The sequence below is a fragment of the Halomarina salina genome (genome assembly GCF_023074835.1).
GTDB classification, from domain to species: Archaea; Halobacteriota; Halobacteria; order Halobacteriales; family Haloarculaceae; genus Halomarina; species Halomarina salina.
In genome coordinates, this window is the sequence record NZ_JALLGW010000002.1 from 271,213 (window position 1) to 293,266 (window position 22,054).

Annotated in this window: 20 protein-coding genes and 1 pseudogene; 8 read left to right on the forward strand and 13 right to left on the reverse strand. The window is 61.5% G+C overall.

From position 1 onward, the window contains the following. The first annotated feature begins 402 nt into the window (after positions 1-402). Positions 403-1,179 carry a hypothetical protein gene (locus MX571_RS17170; protein WP_247418999.1) on the forward strand — a complete coding sequence of 259 codons (777 nt, stop codon included), beginning with the start codon at positions 403-405 and terminating at the stop codon, positions 1,177-1,179. A 582-nt stretch (positions 1,180-1,761) separates the two neighbouring features. On the opposite strand, the gene MX571_RS22990 is transcribed toward MX571_RS17170, so the two are convergent. Continuing rightward, positions 1,762-1,881, reverse strand: a complete 120-nt coding sequence (locus tag MX571_RS22990) for a DUF7989 family protein (protein WP_465261042.1) — start codon at positions 1,879-1,881, stop codon at positions 1,762-1,764. Between the two features lie 139 nt (positions 1,882-2,020). On the opposite strand from MX571_RS22990, the gene MX571_RS17175 reads away from it, so the two are divergent. Then, positions 2,021-3,481 (forward strand): DUF7289 family protein, encoded by a 1,461-nt coding sequence (locus tag MX571_RS17175; RefSeq protein ID WP_247419004.1) that lies wholly within the window; start codon positions 2,021-2,023, stop codon positions 3,479-3,481. Between the two features lie 421 nt (positions 3,482-3,902). Here MX571_RS17175 and MX571_RS17180 read toward each other — a convergent pair whose 3' ends face one another. The 9 genes from MX571_RS17180 to MX571_RS17215 form a co-directional block, all read right to left on the reverse strand. Next, positions 3,903-4,691, reverse strand: coding sequence for a DUF7289 family protein (locus MX571_RS17180; RefSeq protein ID WP_247419006.1), 789 nt, complete (start codon positions 4,689-4,691; stop codon positions 3,903-3,905). Next, entirely contained in the window at positions 4,684-5,139 is a 456-nt protein-coding gene (locus tag MX571_RS17185) for a DUF7266 family protein (protein WP_247419008.1), read from the reverse strand. The genes MX571_RS17180 and MX571_RS17185 overlap by 8 nt, the downstream gene beginning before the upstream one ends. Beyond that, complete coding sequence (locus MX571_RS17190) at positions 5,132-6,010, reverse strand: DUF7261 family protein (RefSeq protein ID WP_247419010.1); 879 nt, start codon at positions 6,008-6,010, stop codon at positions 5,132-5,134. The genes MX571_RS17185 and MX571_RS17190 overlap by 8 nt, the downstream gene beginning before the upstream one ends. Next, complete coding sequence (locus tag MX571_RS17195) at positions 5,998-6,618, reverse strand: DUF7288 family protein (RefSeq protein WP_247419011.1); 621 nt, start codon at positions 6,616-6,618, stop codon at positions 5,998-6,000. The genes MX571_RS17190 and MX571_RS17195 overlap by 13 nt, the downstream gene beginning before the upstream one ends. Continuing rightward, positions 6,612-7,160 (reverse strand): DUF7287 family protein, encoded by a 549-nt coding sequence (locus MX571_RS22925; RefSeq protein WP_438267245.1) that lies wholly within the window; start codon positions 7,158-7,160, stop codon positions 6,612-6,614. Before MX571_RS22925 ends, MX571_RS17195 begins: the two co-directional genes overlap by 7 nt. Position 7,161: 1 nt before the next feature. Further along, entirely contained in the window at positions 7,162-9,192 is a 2,031-nt protein-coding gene (locus MX571_RS17200; protein WP_247419013.1) for a type II secretion system F family protein, read from the reverse strand. Continuing rightward, entirely contained in the window at positions 9,189-11,507 is a 2,319-nt protein-coding gene (locus MX571_RS17205) for a type II/IV secretion system ATPase subunit (protein ID WP_247419015.1), read from the reverse strand. The genes MX571_RS17200 and MX571_RS17205 overlap by 4 nt, the downstream gene beginning before the upstream one ends. Positions 11,508-11,610: 103 nt before the next feature. Then, positions 11,611-12,759 (reverse strand): pyridoxal phosphate-dependent aminotransferase, encoded by a 1,149-nt coding sequence (locus MX571_RS17210; RefSeq protein WP_247419026.1) that lies wholly within the window; start codon positions 12,757-12,759, stop codon positions 11,611-11,613. Further along, a complete protein-coding gene (locus MX571_RS17215; protein WP_247419028.1) occupies positions 12,756-13,241 on the reverse strand; it encodes an Lrp/AsnC family transcriptional regulator in 486 nt (161 codons plus the stop codon). Before MX571_RS17215 ends, MX571_RS17210 begins: the two co-directional genes overlap by 4 nt. Before the next feature lie 181 nt (positions 13,242-13,422). Here MX571_RS17215 and MX571_RS17220 point away from each other — a divergent pair, with 181 nt between their 5' ends. Together MX571_RS17220 and MX571_RS17225 are read left to right on the forward strand one after the other, a co-directional pair. Next, positions 13,423-13,602 (forward strand): DUF7317 family protein, encoded by a 180-nt coding sequence (locus MX571_RS17220; protein WP_247419030.1) that lies wholly within the window; start codon positions 13,423-13,425, stop codon positions 13,600-13,602. A 156-nt stretch (positions 13,603-13,758) separates the two neighbouring features. Further along, the gene (locus MX571_RS17225) at positions 13,759-14,334 is read left to right on the forward strand and encodes a thioredoxin family protein (protein WP_247419032.1); all 576 of its coding nucleotides are present in this window, start codon (positions 13,759-13,761) and stop codon (positions 14,332-14,334) included. A 78-nt stretch (positions 14,335-14,412) separates the two neighbouring features. Here MX571_RS17225 and MX571_RS22795 read toward each other — a convergent pair. Both MX571_RS22795 and MX571_RS17240 read right to left on the reverse strand, forming a co-directional pair. After that, positions 14,413-15,050: pseudogene (locus MX571_RS22795) on the reverse strand (pyroglutamyl-peptidase I). Between the two features lie 56 nt (positions 15,051-15,106). Further along, a complete protein-coding gene (locus tag MX571_RS17240) occupies positions 15,107-16,714 on the reverse strand; it encodes a uracil-xanthine permease family protein (RefSeq protein WP_247419034.1) in 1,608 nt (535 codons plus the stop codon). 170 nt (positions 16,715-16,884) lie between these two features. Here MX571_RS17240 and MX571_RS17245 point away from each other — a divergent pair, with 170 nt between their 5' ends. The 4 genes from MX571_RS17245 (at position 16,885) to MX571_RS22530 (ending at position 20,727) form a co-directional block, all read left to right on the forward strand. Further along, a complete protein-coding gene (locus tag MX571_RS17245) occupies positions 16,885-17,547 on the forward strand; it encodes an O-methyltransferase (RefSeq protein WP_247419036.1) in 663 nt (220 codons plus the stop codon). Between the two features lie 45 nt (positions 17,548-17,592). After that, the gene (locus tag MX571_RS17250) at positions 17,593-19,260 is read left to right on the forward strand and encodes a long-chain fatty acid--CoA ligase (protein WP_247419038.1); all 1,668 of its coding nucleotides are present in this window, start codon (positions 17,593-17,595) and stop codon (positions 19,258-19,260) included. A 111-nt stretch (positions 19,261-19,371) separates the two neighbouring features. Then, complete coding sequence (locus tag MX571_RS17255) at positions 19,372-20,529, forward strand: acyl-CoA dehydrogenase family protein (RefSeq protein WP_247419040.1); 1,158 nt, start codon at positions 19,372-19,374, stop codon at positions 20,527-20,529. Between the two features lie 69 nt (positions 20,530-20,598). After that, complete coding sequence (locus MX571_RS22530; protein ID WP_282594680.1) at positions 20,599-20,727, forward strand: hypothetical protein; 129 nt, start codon at positions 20,599-20,601, stop codon at positions 20,725-20,727. A gap of 57 nt (positions 20,728-20,784) precedes the next feature. On the opposite strand, the gene MX571_RS17260 is transcribed toward MX571_RS22530, so the two are convergent. Then, the gene (locus MX571_RS17260; protein ID WP_247419041.1) at positions 20,785-22,002 is read right to left on the reverse strand and encodes a GNAT family N-acetyltransferase; all 1,218 of its coding nucleotides are present in this window, start codon (positions 22,000-22,002) and stop codon (positions 20,785-20,787) included. Positions 22,003-22,054: the final 52 nt, after the last annotated feature.

Consider the following 22,054-nt stretch of genomic DNA (forward strand, 5'->3'; position numbering starts at 1 on the left):
CGATCACCTTTGCTCACCTGATACAGCTGTTAGGTACATGCCGCGAGTCTACCAATCGCCCCACGATTACTTGTCACTCGATACAGTGGAATGGGATATGCCTGAACCGACCCGAAGAATCGTCGCTCTGCTGCTCGGACTCTTCGCGATACTGGCCCTTCTCGCTGTTGACGGGGGAAATGGCCTCGTAGCTCTCGGGTGGGTTGTCGTCGCGTTCATGTGGGGCGTCGGCGTGACACGTTGGTACGGAATCGAACTTCCCCGCTGAACGACTCACGCTCTGCGTGTATCGAACAGGTCGAGTGAGCGGCGCGTGCCGCATTTATAACAGCCTCTCTCGTAACGGACAGGTGTATTCACTCAGACTGAAGACTTATTGCGTGTCAGCAGGACGTGCAGACAATGCGACGACTGGTCCCCCTATCGCTGGTAGCACTGTTGCTCCTCTCTGGCTGTATGGGTGGTCTTGGCGGCACCGAGAGCACCTTGACGCCCGAGGAGGCTGACCTCCCACCGGGCGTGAACGAGTCGGGCCTCCAGAACGCCTCGGCACTCGCCGCCGAGCACAACGAGACCGCGCGTGAGGTCGGAATCGTCCTGAACGCCACACTCACTCGACAGAGTGTCGGTCCGACGGAAAGCGTTCGACGGGTCCACACCGTTATGGCTGCCGGTGGCCGTCCACTCAACACGACCACCGCCACTTCGAAGTACGACGGCAATGGCACGCTCATGGGACAGCCAACGGTCATTCAGCGGTGGGGTAACGAGTCGACGGTTATCGGACGGAGTACCCTCGCCCAGCGGGCAGGCGTGGTGACGGACCCGTTCCCGCCTCAAAACCGGAACGCACCGACGCAGGCGAGGTTCTACTTCGCGTCTCTCGGGGTCGCGAACTACACCGTCGATTCCGTCGTTGAGCGTGACGGCCACACGTTCACGACGCTCGTCGCCAACGAAACGACTGAGAAGTCAGGGACAGTCGACGCACGGGTTCTCGTGGACGAGCGTGGCCTCATCCACGAATTCACGTTCCATCAGGATAAGGGAAACGACCACGAGTTCCATCTGGAGCATCGAATCATCAAAACGGGTCCCTCACCGCCGGAGCGACCGGACTGGGCAGCGAACGTCACAGAGTGGCCCCCAGAGAACACCACCCAGAACGGGTCAGCATAGGGTGACAGTAGTGATAGACTCACGCTCGCGGTCTATCAGTACCGGCAATCGACGTGCCGAACCAGAGATGGCTCTTTCTGTTGACGTTCGGTGTACCCAGGGGATGACACGAAGCGGGGGGTCCGTATCGATAGTCAATCCGATGTGGCGGTGTACGCGACTAATCACACGTGTGTGAGCGTTCGTTTCGGAGCAACTCGGCGTGACCTGACAGGTTCTTTGTTTCCACCTTCGAAGACACGTAGACGGCTAACTACCCATTGAGACGGAACCGCTGGAAATCGAACTAGAGCAATGCTCAGATGGTGGCATTCCGAAGTACCGTGAAGGGGCGGGCTTCCTCCTTGCTTCTCGGTGAGATGTGACTCGGCCTCTCGTCAAGCATGCGGTTGCCATTGGCGAGTGCTACGGCGTACTGGTCAGTCAGACGGGTGAGAAATACGGTATCGACATTTGTGATGAAGCGGGGAGTGTCGTCGAAGAAAACATCGTCAGGCTCCTCAAGAAATCGTCGGTTGGCATTGTCGAGCCTAACGACTCAAATTCCAGATGCCCTGAAGATATCGTTCGTGGTAGTCGCCGTTACTCCTCGCGTTCGTTTCCTCGTTCCCAGACTCGGTCGACTCGCTCTCCTTCTGGTGGTGTGTGGCTCACGTCTTTGAGTGTCTGCTTTGACATCGTGGCACTGAGTAGCAATCCCATTGTACTTAACCGCTCCCTGAGACGGCCATTGATTCATTAGATGCCCTTAGTCAATGCATACTGACACGGTCTGGCTGGTATCTGAACCACTCAGTGCAGACAAACGGTTTATTACGCTGTAGTTCTCAATAACAATACAATGGGTCTTGGGGATATCTCTGTGTTGTGGACAGGTCGTGATAGGGGAATTTCGTCGACGATTGGCGTCATCCTCATCTTAGGAATCGTCCTCATCGGAACGACCAGTATCGTCGCGTTCGGGTCGATCGCGCTTGAAGATACTCAGCGCCAATCAACGCTCGAACGCGCTGAGCAAACGATGGCTCAATTCGACTCACGCGCAGCACAGGTCGCCCTCGGCGGAGAAGAGACAACACAGCGACTGTCAATGGGGCAAGCAGAGGGAAACTATCAGGTACTCCCGAATAATGGCAAAATCACCATTACGCACGTCGACTACAACGACGCTGATGATGACGAGGTTATTTATTCGGAGCCTCTTGGCGCGGTTGTATACGAGAACGGCGACACGACGTTGAGCTATCAGGGCGGTGGGGTGTGGCGAACGGATGGCGGAAACACACAGATGGTATCGCCACCCGAGTTCCACTACCGTGGTTCGACCCTCACGCTCCCTGTTATCCGCGTCTTTGGTAGCGATAGTGCAGCTGGGTCACCGACTGCGGTGCTCAAGAAGCAGTCGATGAAGCCGATCTATCCCCTCTCCGGGAAACACTACGGGGACGACACCGCTGAGTATCTCAACCCGGCAAGCAATGGACAGATTCAGATTACAATCGAAAGTCCGTACTACCGGGGATGGGCAGAATACTTCGATGCACGGACGGAAACCAACGTAGTCACCATTGACGACGCGAATCAGCAAGTGACCGTCGACCTCATCACGCTGGGCCCACAGGGGCAATTTAACATTCCGACCAAGGAAGACCCACTCCAGGTTCAGGGGATGACGCCTGGGAGCATGAGTGACCTTTCACTAACAGTTCGTCCAGAGGCGAGCAGACCACAGAAGCTATCAAGCCTTGACTGGTCACTATACATTGATAGAAACGGACGGCAGTTCGAAGTCAATGTGAACGGTCTCAGCAATGGGGAATGTTCTGACTCACAGGCCGCAGATATCTCGGTTTACTACTCAGATGATGACGGGGTGTCCTATCATGGGTGGAAAGCAGAAGACGCGATACCGGTTACCTGTAATGTCACTACCAATAATCCCGAACTGAAGATCAACCTCATGGACAGTGGCATCGATATGACATATGACGATCTTAGTGGGAATCTGGCAGAGAACAATCCAAACGGCCAAACGAAAAACTCAGTTTCGTTCGACCACTTTGACACCGACCCGATGGAGACCTACAACCGCTCGGACTTGGAAAAAGAAAACCTGGATGTAGTCATCCGTCACTACCTTAATCACTTCGCTCCGAATTTCCAAATCGAATCAAACGCGGGTAACAGCGGGAACAATGTTGGCATTGGAACTTCGGAAGGGGATGACATCCAGTATGACGGTGACACAGTAATCACCTTCCTCCACGTTTCCGAGAACAATGTAGAAGTGGAGTTAGAGTAGGTGAAAGGGTGACCTGAACCGCAGAGTAAGCCCACCACGGGCAAAGGTCACCCCCAGGATACTCGCCTTGCTCATCTGTAAATAGCGCCATTTTTGATATATTATTCGGCCTGTTCACCTCGCTATATGGCATGCACTATCCCATAGACACATCCGAGGAACGGTCAGGAGCTACAGAGACATACCCTTCTGAGACTAACTACAATCGGTAGTTGTTGGAGAAGCATCTCAGAAATTCATTCTCGAATTGACGAAGTCAGAACTCGTACCGCGCAAAGCCAGAATTCCGACGACACTCAACACCGATGATTGCCGGCCTGAATTTGAGAGAGAACAAGACGTCATCGATACGGTGAGTACCAACTCGACGAAAGCGTGTGAAGGGGAATTACAGCAGTCCACTGCAGCCGCTTCATCTCGTTCACTCGAAGTCGCCGCCAATGTTGACGACACGAAGCACCCACTGCGTCGCGCTGAACGATACCTCCACTGTCGTTCGTCCGTCAGATGTATCCGCATCAGGGGTCGCGATGTTCCTATTCCATGCCGTGTCGTCGGGAATTACCGATTCAAAGTATCGTCGCCAGACCTCCGCACGCGCGTCCGACGTAACAATCTTGATTTTCACCATATTCCCACCGGCATCAGAACCAACAGTCGCGAGTCGGCCTGCTGAACCTTCAAAACGCGTAGTTCGGACGAGTACGTTCGAACTACCTCCGATACTCGTCGCGCCTTCTGCGTTGAGGTCAAGCACCGAGAATACAACCGACCGGTCGCCAGTCGGACTGCCGAAAGTCATCGTCGGGCTTCGAGTCATCCATGCAGAATCCGACTGGGAACGGAGCACTGCACCGTTCTCATAGATGACTTGCTGTCCTCCGTACGTGTACACCAATGGCCGTGTTGACTCATTGAGCTTTTCAACCCCTCCTACATCGACGGTGATATTGGTCGAGTCAGAGAATCCAATCTGACCGTCTGCAAGTTTCAATTCCGTCGCTCTGCTTGGCGCACCGTCCTGATCGATGTCCTCAACATTGTCCGCGAGCACGTCAAACGCTCGATCCATGTTGTTGACTCGTTCGACATCACGTGCGTTTTCCAGACCGTCGAAGCCAACGACGTAGACGGTGCTGACGGTCATCATGATGAGCGAAAAGACGAGGATGAATCCAACGACCTCGCTCACTCCACGGTCCTCACGCATCGTCGACCACCAACTCGGTGCCGTCGAATGTGATGCTGAGTTCGCCTCCCCGAATCGCTCCCCCTCCTGAGATTGAAATGTCACGGTAGGTGTCGAAGGTCACCGAGACGCTCACGTCTGGATTCTCTGTGGTGAGGACTAATCGTTGCTTTGTGGTTCCTGAAACGTCCTCGAGATGTACCATGTATGTCGCCCCCGTCATTCGATCAGGATAGGACCTTGAGAGGACGATTGTCGATGGCGTTCCATCACGAGAGAGTTGGTCAGCCGTTTCGAAGTCCGAAACTATCTGTTGGCCCACGACCTGCATCTGCGAGTCAATCGTTGCCTGTCGCTGTCCGCCGACAATGTCGCCACCGGCCACCAACAATCCAGTGATGAGAATGCCAGTGACGCCCAAGGTGAGGACATAGCTGATGACCGTCGACAAACCACGGTCCTCACGCATCAGTCTCACCCGGAGCCACCCGAATCTGCGTCTCATAATAGAGGTATTTCGTCTGGTAGGAGTACTCGACCGTAACCGCGTAGATAGCCGTCGACCCTGAGAGGCTAGAAGTCGAATCTGCCGCGTCGTCGATAACGAAAGAGTACTTGCCCTTCACTTGGTCCCCGCTGCGTACGCTGATGTCGTACTCCGAAGACAAATCGCTGAACACGTTAAGTGCGGTGCAATCGTGTCCCTCGATAGTTCCTTGAGACACCCGCACATTTGCTCGACCGTCAGCGATTGACTCAGTACATGAATCAAGTACAGCCCCTCCGTCGTCTTCCTGATTGACCGTTATTTCAGAGGATGTCACCTGAAATACGAGGTTCAGACTGTTTGAATCCCCGACCAACTGTACGGTGAACGTTCCCGGCGTGGAAGTGTCGAGGTCCATTTCCAAATCGCGAACTTTCGTGTCGGTCGCAATCACGTAGTCAGCCGATCCGTTATCACTTTCGAAGGTCGTATCGGACGTCTGTGTGAACTGCAACCCACTATCGACACTGGCGAGATCAGCATTATGGAAGTCGACAGCAGCCCCCTGCTTTCCGGCCCTCATCGCCATCTCGTTCCCAATTGTGTTTATCATCGCCACAACATCGCTTTCTGTCATCGACTCTTGGTTCGCGTACTGGATGGACTTCTCAACGTTGTGTCTGAGGTCGGTCGTGAAAAGTACAGCATCATTCGATGCATCGGCGTTAGTCCGACTCGCGAGGTTCTCGGTATAGATAGCACTGTTGAGAACGAGCGCGATGGCGACGAGAACGAGCGCTAACGACAACCCACCAACGAGTATCAGTTGCGCACGGTCCCTCACTGCCGCCACACGACCACCTCCACATCGATAACCCGGTAGATACCATCGGTCGTCGAGTCCTCTCCGTAGCACTCCACAACATCGACGGTGTCGCTGGGCAGCTCTACGAGTGAACCGTCACCCGGGTCATCGGTGATCGCCTCTCCCTCCATTAGGGTAATCGTCCGTTTTTCGACAACGGCGTTGTCACTCGGATTTCCCTGGTAGATGAACTCCTCTCGAACACGGTCACCGTCGTCGTTGTAGGTCAGGTAGATGTTGAAAGCGATAGAACGATCCGAGAACGCGTGTTCGAGTTTCTCACCAAACCCAGTGGTCGAACCGCTGCTCCCGATTGGAGCGCTAACGTAGTACTTCCGGGAGGCGGTCCCGTAGTACTTCGGAACGCCACTAGCACGAGTGCAGTAGCGTAGACCGCGACTAAGAGACCCGTCTTCGATGCCCGCCGCCAGAACTCCAGCGGCCGTCGACTCCTCCTCATTCTCGATATGCTGGCTGGATGTACTCGCAGAGAGAGGTGTGACGGCAGTCACTTGAAGTGCGAAGAGGAGACTACCGAGTAGCAGAACGGCAGCCATGATAGCTTCGAGAGTGTGTGCTTGTCCACGGTCTACCATATTTTCACCACTAGCTCCGCGAATATGCCATCAATGCTGACTCGCCGAGAGGCCGTGACGACTGATCCCGAGGACGGAACGCTATCGCCAGTATCGTACTCAACCGTACACGTGCCGTCGTCTGTTTCGATAATCGATCCGCTATCCGAAAGGCAGAGAGAGTTCTCTGTACCATCACCATCCGCGTCTCCTATCAGAGCGGCGTGAATCGAGAGGCGGCGGTCAGAATCCAGCCGCTCGTACATCCGTCCCCCCGACGATAGGTCAACAGATTGGTCGAAGTCGCAATCAGGGGACCCTGTCGGAGTATGCCGAAAGAATTCCGTTGTACACACAGGATCGAATACGTACGGTTCTCCCTCAGTCAATGCATCAGTCGCCAACTGGCTGGCCAATCGGTTGGAAGCAGCCATCTCTTCTTGTCCACTGTTCGAGAAGGGTTGGACCATCCCCGGTACGAACGAGAAGACGAACGCGACGGCGAGCAAGAACACGCTTACACCAATTGCGAAATCCAATGTTGTTTGGCCTCTTCCAGGCATCTCAGATCACCATGAACACGATTAACGCGAACGTCGGCAGGATAACGATGAACTTCATCCCAGCGAGGATGCTCACATCACGGATGTACCCTGCGACGATGCCCGAGACGATCGCCTGAAACGTCACCGCGTGGAAGAACAGCATGTCCAACAGCGGAACGTCGACGTTGTTCGCGAAGCCACCACCGCCTCCAACCCCACCAGAACCGGCTGCCTGGGACCCACCACTTCCAGCCGATGACTCGGCGAGACCAGCCATCACGCCAAGGAATTTTACCTTGAGAATGGCCATGACTGCTAGCAGTGTCAGGAACGTCATGATGATAATGACGACCTGCATCCGGGTGCGGGACTTTCGGTCTCGAGCGATGTCGTCCTGGTTCTCAGACGCCTGTGCGGCGGTCGTCAAAACGGCTGTGATCTGACTCGATGCTTCCTGTGCCTTCGCGATGAGCTTCACCGTTCGTGCCAGGCGAGGCATATGATATTTGTTGTTGAATTCGTAGAGCGCGTCTTTCAGACTCGTTCCGTAGTTGACCTTCGCGTGCATCGTCTCGAACTCATCAGCGAGCCGCCCACTGGATGTCTGCGAAACGGACTTGATCGATTCGAGTAGCGTCATCCCGGTATCGTTGGCCGAGGAGAGCTTCCGGAGGTTTTCTGAGAGTTTCCCGACGATACTCCGCCGGTGTCGGATATTCCACTCATAGAACGCTGTTAATGGGATGCCATTGATATACAGCGGGAGGTAGAGCCAGAAGAAAGTTCCTCGTACCGGAGCTTCTTTCATCGCCTCGAGTGAGAGAGGTGCCCACCCACCGAGTACTGAGAACGCCATAAAGACGAGCGTCATCGGTATGGTGATACACAACACCATGAGTGGGTGATCTCGGAAAAAGAGATGCGGGCGCTTGAGCATCTGGATGGTCTCATAAGTCCCCTCACGACCCTTGATACGGTGGAAGACGCTGTATGATCCCGTGAACTGCTCGACGAGACCGAGACTGAAGAGGCTCTCAGAGGTCGAAGAGTCCCCACGCTGTTTGTGGAGATAGCCTTCCCCGACTTCGTCCTGCACTACGGTCGAGATCATGACCAAGAACCCACCCCCAACGAGGGGAATGAGACCGTAGACTGTCGCGTATAGCAGTGTATCCTGTGACTGGCCCATCATCGACATGATGACGAGGATGATGAGCAAGAGGAGCGGGAACAGCGACAGTGTCATGAACATCTCCCCGAACAGTTCGAGTGTTTCCAAGACAGTCTCCTGTTCCTGCTTCGAGGTCCGCATCTGCTTGTCCTTCTGGTCTTCGAGGAATTTCGTCATGTTTCCCCCAGAGTTGACAATCGAGAGCATGTCGGTGAGGAACTGCGAGAACTCGTCGCTCGGCGTGCGTGTAGACTGGTTCTGAATAGCAGTCCGGTAATCCGTATCGAAATACTGGGTCTCGCGGATGATCGACTGGAACTCCTTGGAGACCTCGCCGTAGGTGTCGTCGGCCATCGCGATGGCTTCGAGAATCTCGAGTTGATTGAGCCCACCCACGGAGAGCGCATACATGAACGACGTCGCGTCCGAGAGCAGAACGTTGATTTCGCGTTTTCGTTCGCCTGCCTTGAAGTACGGCACGCTGAGCAGGGTGCCGAATCCGAGACTGAACCCGATGGCACCAAACACTAGCCCGCCGATGAGGATGAGTGCCGGTATCTTGATAGCCTGAACGAAGGCGAGTGCCTGTCCCTCCAACGGGAGTCCGAGTAGCGTCGGCGTCCCCTGGACGAACAGCTGAAACACCATGTAGACACCAAGCGTCCCAACGATCCAGAGAACGAGCCCACACAGTACACCGACAGCGAGCGCCCGCGAGAGGTACATCTCGACTGTCTGTGGCATCCGTGCCTGCGCGAGTTTCGTCTCGATTGACGCGGTGAAATCGCCGTCCTCGTCAAACAGGTATCGATAGAGTGGGTAGAACGCATCGCTAATGCTGTCTGTGCTGAACTGCCCGCCAGCAGCTTCAGTGCTCATTCCGAATCACCCATCGTGCGGAATCCGCCGAAGCCTTCGTTCTCGTCCACCCCCGCCAGTGCCTCAGCGAACTCATCTGGCGTGACCTCCTCGCCGCTGTACTCCTTGAGCATTGAGGTGCCTTGTGTGAGTATCTCCTCTGCTTCCGAGAGTACCTCCAGCGTCGGGTCGGGTCGGGGGACCATCTCCTCTTTGTCGGGGTCGATGTCGATGCTGACCGACTCCATCTCACGCAGGTCGACGAGACTCTCTTCGAGATCGCCGTTTGCGATGAGTTTCAAGATGGTACTCGGGTCGTTGATGAACGCCTGGAGCGTCGCCGCCACCTGCGTGTAGGTGTTTAAGCGGGCCTCGATGAGATACGCGAGAACGATTTTCCGCTTGAAGAGTTCGTCCTCCAGTTTGTCCTGGTTCCACCCGCGGTCGAACTTGATCTCCTCGATGGTGTTCGACTGGCCCATCTTGAGGTACTCGTCCGTTTCGGCCTGCCACTGGTAGACGTCCTGGACGTTGATCTCGTCGTTCTCCGGGTCGTAGCGGTTGATCTCGGTGAGCGACTTGTTTCGGCGGACCTTGTTGCCGTTGACGCGGGTCGACGTCTGGATGGAGACGAGGTCGAGCGCTGTGAACATCGTCTTTGAGACGTTGATTGGTTCGGTCGTGAATCGCTTGATGACCTCCCCGACGGAGTCGGCGTGGAACGTCGTCAGCGTCGTGTGCCCGGTCGACATGACCTGGAACAGCGTGCGACCCTCCTCCCCACGGATCTCACCCATGACGATGTACTCGGGGCGCTGTCGGAGTGCGGCTTCGAGCAGGTCGAACTCATCGACGTCGCCCTTCCCGTCGTCGGAGAACGACGGGCGCGTAACGCTGGCGATCCAGTTGCGCTGTGGCAACTCGACCTCGCGTGTGTCCTCGATAGAGACGATTTTCGACTTCGAGGGGATGAACAGCGAGACGGCGTTGAGCGAGGTGGTTTTCCCCGACGCCGTCCCGCCCGCGAAGATGAGCGATTTGTTGTTCTCAATGCAGAGCCAGAGGTACGCCATTTCCTCGAGCGAGAAGGTGTTCCAGTTGATGAGGTCGATGGGCGTGAACGGGACGTCCTTGAACTGCCGGATGGTGTAGTTCGTCCCGTGGTCGGACACCTCCTTGCCGAGGGTCAACTGTGCACGTGACCCGTCAGGGAGCGTACAGTCCACCTGTGGCTGGCGTTTCGAGATGCCCTTCCCGGAGCGCTGGGCCATCTTGACGACGAAGTCGTCGAGTTCCGTCGTCCCGTGGTAGACGTTCGAGATGATCTGCTCGTGGTCGGCGTGGTAGACGAAGACAGGTGATTCATACCCGTCACACGAGACGTCCTCCACGTTGATGTCGTGTTTGATGGGGTCGATGCGCTCGAAGCCGACGAAGTCACGGCGAAGGTAGTACAGTAACTTCTCAACCTGATACTCGGTGAGCGTCGGCGAGTCCTCTTCGAGGAGCGCCGGCTCCGGGCGAGCAGCGATGCCGCCGAGTTCCCCAGTGTGGACGACGTGCTCCTGTTCGAACCCGAATATTTCCTTAAGCTGTGCGACGAACCCCTCCTCTTCGCTGGCGGGTTCATCAGACGCGAAGGCAGCGATATCACCGTCGAACAGGTCATACCGGTCAAGCAGTCGCTTGGTTTCACGCTCGATAACACTCGCTCGCGATTCCTCGCTTCCCTGAACGATGACCTCGTCTGACGAGTATTTGATCGCCGTCTTGAGTTTCCCCGAGAGGAACTCCATCAGATCCTCTTCGATGTCCGTGAGGTGCGGTTCGATCGCATAGTACTTCTGTTCGTTCTCCTTGTCCGAGTGGAAGATGACGACGAACGCATGGGGTTTGTTCACCCAGTAGCGATCGATCTCCTCGAAGTGTGATTTCTTCTCCTGAGGAACGGACTTTTCGAGGTCATAGCGATTCGAGACCGTCGTGTGTCCCTCAACCGTCGAGAAGAACTCGTCCTCGTCGAGTTCCTCATTGATTCGGACACAGCGTTCGCTTTCACGATTGAGCATGAGTTCCGCCGCGGACTCTCCGTGTGCCAGCATCGACCCGAGGACCTCAGGGTTGAAACCGAGGGCTTCCTCTTTGTCGAAGGGGATGACCCGCTCTCCATCATCTAGTGGCGGGTTCCCTTCGTCGTCGAAGTAGTACTCCCGTTTGTAATCCTCCCATGAGTACTCGCCGACAGTCACCGAGACTTCATCCGTGACGGACGCCTCATCCGACGATTCTGTCTGTGCGTCATCGCCGGTGCCCGGTAGGGCGTCCTTGATAGCCATGATTTTCGATACGTTTGCCCCACAAAAAGGTTTGCGTCTATTTATCAAAACGTCTCGGAGTAATAACTATCCGAAGGAGAGAGCTAAACCGCTCAACTGCAGCCTAGTCACCTAAGAACCGTTCGAGTCGGTCCATCGCGGTCCGGAGGTCGTCCATCCCCGTCGCGTACGACACACGGAGGTGGCCCGCGCCACCGGCACCGAACGCGCCGCCCGGCACCATCGCGACGCCTTCCGCGTCGAGGAGCGCTTCCGCGAACGCCTCTGCGTCGCCGCCGGGAGCTTCCGGGAAGAGGTAGAACGCACCGGTCGCCTCCGGACAGTCGATGCCCATCTCGCGGAACCGCGCGAGGACGAACCGTCGGCGACGGTCGTACTGCGCGCGCATCGACGACACCTCCTCCCCGCACTCCCGGAGGGCGGTCAGTGCCGCGAACTGTGCGGTGGTCGGTGCCGACAGCATCGTGTACTGGTGGACCCGGTTCATCGCGCCGATGGCGTCCGCCGGTCCGCACGCGTAGCCCAGTCGGAGCCCCGTCATCGCGTACGCCTTCGAGAAGCCGTTGAAGACGATGGTCCGTTCGCGCATCTCGGGCAGCGAGGCGATGGAGACGTGCTCGCCCTCGTAAGTGAGTTCGGCGTAGATCTCGTCGGAGAGCACCGTCAGGTCGTTCTCGCGGGCGAACTCGGCGACGGCTTTGAGGCCCGCGCGGTCCATCGTCGCCCCCGTCGGGTTGTTCGGGTAGCAGAGGACGAGCATCTCGGCGTCCGCCGCGCCCGACTCGCGGAGCACCTCGAGGGTGAGTTCGAACCCGTCTTCGGCGCGCGTCGGGACCGGAATCGGCTCCGCACCGGCGAAGGTGACCCCCGGCACGTACGAGACGTACGACGGCTGGACGACCGCGACGCCGTCGCCGGGGTCACAGAGCGCCCGGAACGCGAGGTCGATGGCCTCGCTCGCCCCCGAGGTGACGACGATCTCCTCGTCGGCGTCGTACGACAGGTCGTACCGCTCGACGTAGTCGGCTATCTCCTCTCGGAGTTCGCGCTTGCCGCGGTTGGCGGTGTAGGAGGTCCGGCCGCGTTCGAGCGAGTCGATGGCGGCCTGTCGGGCGCGCCACGGTGCGGTGAAGTCGGGTTCGCCGACGCCCAGCGACACCACGTCGTCGCGCTCCTCGGCGAGTTCGAAGAACCGTCGGATACCCGACGGCGGGACCGAGGCGACGCGCTCGGAGACGCTGAACTCGCTCATGGGGTGACCGAGAGACGGTCGTCGTCCTCGCCGTCCTCGAACGGGATGCCGGCCTCCTTGTACGTCTGCATCACGAAGTGGGTCACCGTCTTGGTCACCTCGGGGACGGGCGCTATCTGGTCGCTGACGAACCGGGAGACGGCGCGCATCGAGTCCGACTCGACGTCGACCGCGAAGTCGTAGTCGCCGCTGACCAGGCGCAGGCCGCGCACTTCGTCGAACTTCACGAGACGGCGCGCGATGTCCTCGTACCCCGTCTCGCGGTCGAGCGTCACGTCGAGTTCGACCACGGCCTCGACCCGTTCGTCGTCGACCCGGTCGGGGTCGAGGACGGCGCGATAGCCCCGGACCGCACCCTCGGCCTCCAGTGCGTCGAGTTCCGCCTGCACGGTCTCCTCGTCGGTGTCGAGCATCCGGGCGAGGTCGGTGACTGGGGTGCGAGCGTCGTCGCGCAACAGGTCGAGCAGTTCGCTACGCTCCATACTCGGTACGCGGAGGACTGCAGGAAAAAGGCTTCTCAACCCGTGATATCTCCACCCACGCCTCGTCACCGACCCCTAGGTCATGATAAAGTGTGAACAATCGGGAGAACCGACCTTATATCCATACCATGAGAATTAATCTCACGATACTATTATAGGTCTTTAGTCGGATGGTGGAGGTATGCGAAGCCACGCAGTCGAGACGGCCACAGCACTCTACGAGGCCGGAACGCTGACGCTCGAACAGGCCGCGGGACAGGCCGGAATGTCCGCCGACGAGATGGCCGCCCGTGTCCAGCCACGCGACGTGGACCCGAGCGACGACCTCGACGGCGGCGACACCCCCCTCGCCGCGGACTGAACCGCTATCGACGTCTGCGGGCGTCGAGAGCGACCGAGACTGCCAGCTGAATTCTGCCGTCGCTATTTTCGAGTAGATCGTCCGCCAGCGATAGTCTCGCGTCGGCTGGCGATACACGGGGTAACACACATCCGGGACGGCCCCGAACCGTCGGCCATGGTCGCTACCGAATCGGAGCAGACGTTAGCGCGCGACGACCCTGCCCCGTCGTTCGACCTCCCCGCGACCGACGGATCCACCTACTCGCTCGACGACTTCGGCGAGTACGAGGCGCTGTTGCTGGTGTTCACCTGCAACCACTGCCCCTACGCGGAGGCGAAGTTCGCCCTCCTCAACGACCTCGCCGCGGAGTACGACGAGGTGGCCGTCGTCGGTATCAACCCCAACGACGCCGAAGAGTACCCCGACGACTCGTTCGACCGGATGACCGAACTCGTCCGGGACGGCACTATCGCCTACGACGCCTACCTCCGCGACGAGACGCAAGAGGTGGCCCGCGAGTACGGTGCCGTCTGCACTCCCGACCCGTTCCTGTTCCGCAACGAGGGGAGCGCCGACGAACCGCGGTTCCTGCTGTCGTACCACGGCCGTCTCGACGACGCGATGAACCCCGACGAGGAACCGACCGAGTTCTACGTCCGGCAGGCGATCGACAGCATTCTCGCGGGCGAGGACGTCGACCTGGAGTTCATGCCCTCGCGTGGCTGTTCCATCAAGTGGAGAGAGGAGTGACGACGAACGCGGTGTGACGGCCGCCAGCGCCGTCGAACCGGTTGTTCTGTGGAACGTATTTCGTCGCCCGACCGAACGCTACACCGTCTCCAGAGCGACTGCGACCACCTGCCTGACCGCCTCGGCCTGCAGGTCGAGGTCCATGCTCGCCGGGACCGACCCGCCGCGTTCGGGGTGTTCGGCCGTCCGGACCGCGATGGCGGGTGTCGGCAGGAGGTGGACGAACCCGGCGGGGATATCCCGGCCCGTCGCCCGCAGGTGCGCGAGCGTCGAGTAGAGCGCGTCGTTACAGAGGTGCGTCCCCGCGGTGTTCGAGACGCGGGCCGGGATACCGCGTTCGTGGAGGTGCTCGACGGTCCGAACGAGCGGGAGCGTCGAGAGGTGTGCGTCCGCCCCCGAGGGGTCGATGCGCTCGTCCAGTGGGTCCCCTCGGCGTTGTCGGGCGTGCCCGCGGCGTCGGCGACGTTGACGCCGACCCGTTCGAGGCGAATCGCCGTCGCCCAGCCAGCGAGCCCGGTGGAGAGGACGACCGACGGCTCGTGGCGGTCGATTCGCTCGCCGAGACGGTCGCCCACTCCATCGAACTCGACCGGCAGGACGCTCCCGACGAGTTCCTCGCCGGCCACCTCGGTCCCGTCGAGGCGGCGGGTCACCTGTTCGCTGGGGTTCTCCGCGAACTCGCCGAACGGTTCGTAGCCGGTGAGCAGGACGGTCATGACCGATGGTCGGTCGAGAGCGAGGAAAGTCGTTCGGGAGCGACTGTCGCGGGACCTCAGTCGGCCCGCGTCGTCGAGTCGCCGCCCCGGTCGCGCAGTCGGTCCAGCGGTGAGCGGAAGTCGTCCTCGCCCTCGGCGAGCGCCTCCCACGCCGTGATGCCGCGCTCCTCGGGCGTGCCGGGGATGGTGTTGTCGAAGAACAGTGCGACGATGCCACCGACGGCCATACCGGTCGAGCCGACGACGAACAGCGTCCCGCCGACGGCGGACGTCGCCAGGACGTCGCCGACCATCGGAACGCCCGCCAGTCCGGCGACGAACGCGTCGCGGCCAGCGATGGCCATGTACTCCGGAATCGCGAGCCCGACGAAGATGGCCGTCCCGAGGACGAACAGGTTCCGCGAGGAGTCGAGGTCGACGTACTTCAGGTTCGAGAGGCCGACGGCGACTATCTGCCCGAACATGGCGACGAACAGTCCCCCGACGATGGGGTCGGGGATGGTGGCGACGAGTCGCCCGAACGGCCCGAAGAAGCCGACGACGAGCATCACCACCGCGCCGACCTGCACGACGAACCGCGAGGCGACGCCGGTGATGCCGATGGCACCGACGTTCTCCGAGTAGGAGGTACAGCCACACGCGCCCATCAGCCCCGCGAACGCGGTCATCAGCCCCTCCATCCCGATGCCGTTGTTGATGCGCTGTTCGTTGGGCGCGCCGACGCCCGACAGTCGGGCGACGGCGTGGTAGTCGGCGAAGCTCTCGACGATGGAGGCGATGACGCCCGCGAACATCCCGATGGCGAACGACGTCTCGAAGCGCGGCACGCCGTACTGGAGCGGGTGGATGGCGTAGACGAGTTGGCCCTCGGTGACGGCCGCGAGGTCCACGTAACCGAGCGAGCTGGGGGTGTAGAACCCGGTCGCCGAGAGGAGTCCCGCGACGACCCACGCGCCGAGGACGCCCAGCAGGACGGGGAACAGGTCGAACGTGCGGTGGCGGTCGCCGAGGTACTGCGAGAACAGGACGATGAGACCGAGCGTGAGGAGGAGCAGCCACCAGTTCTGCTGTGCCCCCTCGACGGTCGAGCTCACGTCGACGATCTGTGGCGCGCTGAACAGCGAGAGGCCGATGAGCGCGATGACGGGCGCGACGACGAGCGGCGAGAGGTACCGCCGGAGCCGACCGACGACGCCGAGGTAGCCGATGGCCACCTCCGCCAGCGCCGCGGCGACGATGGCCCCCTGCAGGAAGAGCAGTTTCGACTGCCAGTCCGGGAGCCCACCGACGACCGGTGCCGCCCCGACGACGGCGATGGCGGGCGTGAGCAGCGAGAAGGGTGCGCCCTGGACGATAGGGTAGCGGTTGCCGAGCGTCGTCTGGGCGAGCGTGGCGACCCCGGAGACAACGAAGAACGTCCCGACGAACTTCCCGAGGATGGCGGGTCGGTCCGCGAAGCCGAGGACGCCCGCGAGGATGAGCGGGACGGCGATGTTCGCGCCGACCATCGTGAGGTAGTGCTGGCCGCCGAGGAGGAGTGCGGTCGGGAGCGGCGGTTTGTCCTCGATACCGTACGTGACGAGCGAGTCGTCCGCGTGCCCACCGGCACGTTCGTCCGCGTCTCCGCTGGGACGCTCGCCGTCCGAAGAGTCGGCCCCTGACATTGGCTACCGGAGGCTCCCGGAGCGACGAGTTAAATCCATCGACGTGCACTGCCGAGGACGAATTCTGTAGAGAGTATGCACGAACGTGCTATCGCTGGAGACTCCAGCGCTCGGCTCGCGGCCGCACCGCGGGAGGTACGGTTTTCCGCTCGCGAATCGAGCCCCCACCTATGACCGACGTCGTACCGGAACAGGTCGAACGGTTCGCCCGACTCGTCGGGCCGAGCGGCGACGCCGTGGTCGCCGAGATGGACGCCTACGCCGAGAAGACCGGCTTCCCGACGGTCGGGCCGGCCGTCGGCGGGTGGCTCCAGGTGCTCGCGACGATGGTCGACGCGGAGCTGGTGTTCGAGTTCGGGTCCGGGTTCGGCTACTCGGCGTACTGGTTCGCCGGGGCGATTCCCGAGGACGGCGAAATCGTCTGCTGTGAGTTCGACGCGGAGAACTGCGAGCGAGCGCGCGACTACCTCGCCCGCGGGGGGTACGACGACCGGACAGTCGTCGAGGAGGGCGACGCGTTCGACACGCTGGAGCGCTACGACGGCCCGTTCGACGTGGTGCTCGTCGACAGCGAGAAGGAGCGCTACGCCGAGGCGTTCGAGGCGGTCCGGGAGAAGGTCGCACCGGGCGGCGTCGTCGTCGCCGACAACGCGATGACCGCCGGTCCCATCGACTTCGACGCGCTGGTCGAACTCGTCGCGGGCGAGGACGTGGAGACGAACGCGGCGACCGAGGGCGTCGCCGACTACCTCCACACGGTCCGCGCGGACGACGCGTTCGAGACGGCGTTGATTCCGGTCGGCGAGGGGATTGCAGTAAGTTACCGTCGTTGAGAACCGGTGCCAACAGTTAGGTGGCGAGGCGGCGACTGTCCCCCTATGCCAGGAGGGACCGACCTCACGCTTCGACCGTTCCTGTGGCGCGCCGAGCGACTCTACCCCGACCGAGAGATCGTCTCCCGGACGGCGGACGGCATCGTCCGGTACGACTACGCCGAGTACGGCGACCGGGTCCGCCAGTTGGCGAACGCGCTCGACGACCTCGGTATCGAGGAGGGCGACCGGGTGGGGACGTTCTGCTGGAACCACCACCTGCACTTCGAGACGTACTTCGCCGCGCCGTCGATGGGGGCACAGCTTCACACCATCAACCCGCTGCTCCCGGCCGAGCACATCCGGTACATCGTCGGGAACGCGGAGGACGAGGTGCTGTTCGTCGACCCGTCGCTGCTGGAGGCGCTCGAACTGGCCGTCCAGTCGCCGGAGTTCGACCAGGTGAAGCAGTACGTCGTGATGGGCGAGGTCCCGGAGACGGACCTCGACGCCGTCGGGTACGAGGAGTTCATCGACGGCCACTCGACGGAGTACGACTGGCCGGACGTGAACGAGGACCAGCCGGCGGGGATGTGCTACACCTCGGGGACGACGGGCCGACCGAAGGGCGTCGAGTACACCCAGAAGATGCTGTGGGCGCACACGATGGAGACGCTCTCGCCCCAGGGCATCCCGATGGCAGACGACGACGTGGTGATGCCCGTCGTCCCGATGTTCCACGTCAACGCCTGGGGGATGCCGTTCACCGCGACGGCGGGTGGCTCGAAACAGGTGTTCCCCGGCCCCTCGCCGACGCCGGAGGCGCTCGCCGGCCTCATCGAGGAGGAGGGCGTCACCATCACGGCGGGCGTCCCGACGGTGTGGCTCGGCCTCATGGACTACTGCAAGGACAACGAGGTGGACCTCTCGACGCTCGACACCGTCATCGTCGGCGGCTCTGCTGCGCCGAAGTCGATGATACAGTGGTTCGACGAGCGCGGCGTCGAGGTGCTCCACGCGTGGGGGATGACCGAGATGGCCCCCATCGGGAGCGTCTCGCACGTCAAGGCGGACCTCGAGGACGCCGACTACGAGACGCAGTTGAACCACCGCGTGAAGCAGGGGCTCATCGTCCCCGGCCTGGAGTTCAGGGTGCTCGACGACGACGGCGAGGAGATACCCTGGGACGGCGAGGCGTTCGGGGAACTGCTCGTCCGCGGCCCGTCCGTGACGACGGAGTACTTCAAGCGCCCCGAGGCGAACGAGGAGGACTTCGAGGACGGCTGGCTTCGCACAGGTGACGTGGTCACCGTCGACGAAGAGGGCTACCTGAAGATCGTCGACCGGTCGAAGGACGTCATCAAGTCCGGCGGCGAGTGGATATCGAGCGTCGAACTGGAGAACGCCATCATGGCCCACGACGACGTCGCGGAGGCGACGGTCATCGGCGTCCCTCACGAACGGTGGCAGGAGCGTCCCGTCGCGTTCGTCGTGCCGACCGAAGGGGCCGACCGGGACGCCCTCCCGGACGGCGTGCTGGACCTGCTCCGCGAGGAGTACCCGAAGTGGTGGCTCCCCGACGACGTCGTGTTCATCGACGAGGTGCCCAAGACCGCGACGGGCAAGTTCTCGAAGAAGGACCTGCGCGACCAGTACACCGACATGGAGGCGTTCGAGGGCCAGACGCCGGACGACGCCGCACCCGACGACGCCGCGCCCGAGCAGGACGACTGAATCCGGAGGCGGTCCGTAACGGCCGGTTCCCGCGGGAACGCAACAGTAAACAACGTTTTCGAGGTTTGCAGTTCCGGGACGTACTTGTCCGATGCGCTCGTCGGGGCGAGTATGGAGTTACTCGACGAGTCGGTCGTCCCGGAACACGCTCGTGACATCAAGGCCGAGGCGCGCGAGTTCGCCGAGGAACACGTCGCCCCGGTCGCCGGGGAGTACCACGACTCGGGGGAGTACCCGTGGGAGGTGCTCGAGGCGGGGATGGACGCCGGCCTGGTCGCCCAGGACATCGGCGAGGAGTGGGGCGGACGCGGCCTCGACCTCTACGAGATATTCGCCATCGCGGAGGAGCTGTACCGCGCCGACGCCGGCATCGGGCTGACGCTGATGCTCGCGTCGTTCGGCGCCGAAATCGTCGAGGAGCACGGCTCGGAGGAACAGAAGGAGGAGTTCCTCCGCCCCATCGCCGAGAACGAGCAGATCACGGGCCTCGCGGTCTCGGAACCCGAGACCGGCAGCGACCTCGCCGGGATGCAGACGAGCGCCGAGAAGGACGACGAGGCCGGCGAGTGGGTGCTCAACGGCGAGAAGTACTGGGTCGGCAACGCCGTCGAAGCCGACTGGCTCACCGTCTACGCGAAGACCGGCGACTCCGAGGACCGCTACGGCAACTTCTCGATGTTCATCGTCCCGACGGACGCCCCCGGTTACGAGGCCGAGCACATCCCCGAGAAGATCGGCATGCGCGCCTCGAAGCAGGGCCACATCGTCTTCGACGACTGCCGCATCCCCGAGGAGAACATCATCGGCGTCGAGGGCGCGGGCTTCTACATGCTCGCGGAGTTCTTCAACCACGGCCGCATCGTCGTCGGGGGCCACGGTCTCGGTCTGGCCGCCGCCGCCCTCGAAGAAGCGTGGGACTTCGTCCACGGCCGGACCGCGTTCGGTCGCGACATCTCCGAGTTCCAGGCCATCCAGCACATGCTCGCGGACATGCGCATGGAGTTCGAGGCCGCTCGCTCGCTCAACTGGCGCGCCGCGGAGAAGGTCGCCGAGAACGAGAACGCCGGGTTCTGGGCCGCCAGCGCGAAGACGAAGTCGACCGAAGTGGCGAACTTCTGTGCAGAGCGCGCGATGCAGATGCACGGCGGGCGCTCCATCCTGCAGGAGCGGCGCATCTCGCGGGTGTACCGCGACGTCCGCATCCCGGTCGTCTACGAGGGTGCCAACGAGATACAGCGCAACCTCATCTACCGACAGTCGCAGTACTGACCGTCCGGCACCGGACTACGGGACGGTGCAGGCACGACCTTTTCCCCGGTGACGGTCGTCGCTCCGCCCATGCGAACTTCGACACTCGTCTTGCTCGCCGGCGTCGCCATCTTCGCGCTCCCGATTCCCGGGACGTTCATCCTCGGTGCACTCATCCTCGTCGTCGGCGCGGGCCTCCGGGTGCTCGGCGGGAACTGACCGACACGTTCCGACCGACTGACCGACTCGTCCTCGACGGGCCGTACGTAGCGCCGCTCAGAACCCCTCGCGGAGAACCACTTCCTCGGTCGGGAACAGCGCGTCGAGCGCCTCGACGGTCCCGTCGTCGGCCGAGAGGCGTCCAATCTCCCGGAGTCGTCCCGCCGAGCGGTAGCCGACGGCGAGTTGCGACAGTGCGCCGACGCCGAGCGTGGCGTCCTCGTCGGCCGGTAGCTCTCCCACCGGTTCGCACGTCGCACGGCCGTCCTCGACGGTGAGCCGGAACGCGTCGTCGTTCCACGTCGCGAGGTCGTCGTCGACCGCGAGCGTGACCGACCCCGTCGCGTCGTCCGGGTAGTCGAGGACGCCCAGCGCGCGTTCGACGTCGACGAGGCGGACCATCGGGCCGGGGCGGAGTTCGATGCTCACGTCGCGCGGGTCCGTGACGAGGTCGAACGGGTCGGTGTCGGGTCGACCGTACAGTTCGACGGTGCCGACCTGGGAGTCGTGGTACCGGCAGAACCGGAGCAGTTCGACGTAGGCGTCGTGGTCGACGGCGCACGTCTCCTGGACCGTCAGCGTCCGGTCGTCACCGTCCTCGTCGAACCGGTAGACGAGATAGCCGACGAGCGTCTCCTCGCCCTCGACCTCGCGCTCGACGCCAGCGACGTACGGTTCGTCCTCCCAGCCCTGGAAGACGCGCTTGCGCCACCACTCCTCGGTCCGGTACATCGCGAGCGTGTGGTCGTTCGCCTCGCGGTAGACGGCCTCCAGGTCCGCCCACCGGTCGGCGTCGAGTTCGACGAACGACCCGTCCGGGTGGACGTCGTCGACGAAGTCGAGGGCGTCGGGGGTGACGCTGATCTCGCCGTAGTCGGTCGTCGTCGCCCAGCCGAACGACGCGTAGAACGGGTGCTCGAACGGCCAGAGCACCGAGAACCAGGACTCGCGGTCGCGGTACTCCGTCAGCGACTCGTGGAGGAGTCGCCGGACGAGTCCGCGCCGTCGGTTCCACGGCGGCGTCGAGACGGCCGAGAGCCCCGGCACGTCGTGTTTCGACCCGCGGACGTCCAGTGTGAACCAGTGGTGAGTGCCCGTACAGAGCAGTTCGTCGCCGTCGTAGATTCCGCGTCGAGCGCCGGGTTGCGCTGGCGGCGGGAGTTCCTCGTCCTCGTCGAGCGGTTCGTGGGTGTCGGTCGGGCTGAACGCGTAGGTGAGGAGGCGGCGGAACTCGTCGACGTCGTCGTCGGGGACCGGCCGGTACTGAAGGGACATACCGGCGATGGCGCTGGGGAGGTGATAAACGCTCCTCAGGGGTGTGACGCTG

Excerpts from the sequence above, each read along its gene's own strand:
- MX571_RS17220 (WP_247419030.1), top strand. The coding sequence starts at position 13,423 with ATGCGAAGCCACGCAGTCGAGACGGCCACAGCACTCTACGAGGCCGGA.
- MX571_RS17205 (WP_247419015.1), bottom strand. The coding sequence starts at position 11,507 with ATGGCTATCAAGGACGCCCTACCGGGCACCGGCGATGACGCACAGACA.
- MX571_RS17195 (WP_247419011.1), bottom strand. The coding sequence starts at position 6,618 with ATGGTAGACCGTGGACAAGCACACACTCTCGAAGCTATCATGGCTGCC.
- MX571_RS17255 (WP_247419040.1), top strand. The coding sequence starts at position 19,372 with ATGGAGTTACTCGACGAGTCGGTCGTCCCGGAACACGCTCGTGACATC.
- MX571_RS17245 (WP_247419036.1), top strand. The coding sequence starts at position 16,885 with ATGACCGACGTCGTACCGGAACAGGTCGAACGGTTCGCCCGACTCGTC.
- MX571_RS22530 (WP_282594680.1), top strand. The coding sequence starts at position 20,599 with ATGCGAACTTCGACACTCGTCTTGCTCGCCGGCGTCGCCATCTTCGCG.
- MX571_RS17225 (WP_247419032.1), top strand. The coding sequence starts at position 13,759 with ATGGTCGCTACCGAATCGGAGCAGACGTTAGCGCGCGACGACCCTGCC.
- MX571_RS17215 (WP_247419028.1), bottom strand. The coding sequence starts at position 13,241 with ATGGAGCGTAGCGAACTGCTCGACCTGTTGCGCGACGACGCTCGCACC.
- MX571_RS17200 (WP_247419013.1), bottom strand. The coding sequence starts at position 9,192 with ATGAGCACTGAAGCTGCTGGCGGGCAGTTCAGCACAGACAGCATTAGC.
- MX571_RS17250 (WP_247419038.1), top strand. The coding sequence starts at position 17,593 with ATGCCAGGAGGGACCGACCTCACGCTTCGACCGTTCCTGTGGCGCGCC.
- MX571_RS22990 (WP_465261042.1), bottom strand. The coding sequence starts at position 1,881 with ATGGGATTGCTACTCAGTGCCACGATGTCAAAGCAGACACTCAAAGAC.
- MX571_RS22925 (WP_438267245.1), bottom strand. The coding sequence starts at position 7,160 with ATGCCTGGAAGAGGCCAAACAACATTGGATTTCGCAATTGGTGTAAGC.
- MX571_RS17260 (WP_247419041.1), bottom strand. The coding sequence starts at position 22,002 with ATGTCCCTTCAGTACCGGCCGGTCCCCGACGACGACGTCGACGAGTTC.
- MX571_RS17180 (WP_247419006.1), bottom strand. The coding sequence starts at position 4,691 with ATGCGTGAGGACCGTGGAGTGAGCGAGGTCGTTGGATTCATCCTCGTC.
- MX571_RS17240 (WP_247419034.1), bottom strand. The coding sequence starts at position 16,714 with ATGTCAGGGGCCGACTCTTCGGACGGCGAGCGTCCCAGCGGAGACGCG.
- MX571_RS17175 (WP_247419004.1), top strand. The coding sequence starts at position 2,021 with ATGGGTCTTGGGGATATCTCTGTGTTGTGGACAGGTCGTGATAGGGGA.
- MX571_RS17170 (WP_247418999.1), top strand. The coding sequence starts at position 403 with ATGCGACGACTGGTCCCCCTATCGCTGGTAGCACTGTTGCTCCTCTCT.
- MX571_RS17185 (WP_247419008.1), bottom strand. The coding sequence starts at position 5,139 with ATGCGTGAGGACCGTGGTTTGTCGACGGTCATCAGCTATGTCCTCACC.
- MX571_RS17210 (WP_247419026.1), bottom strand. The coding sequence starts at position 12,759 with ATGAGCGAGTTCAGCGTCTCCGAGCGCGTCGCCTCGGTCCCGCCGTCG.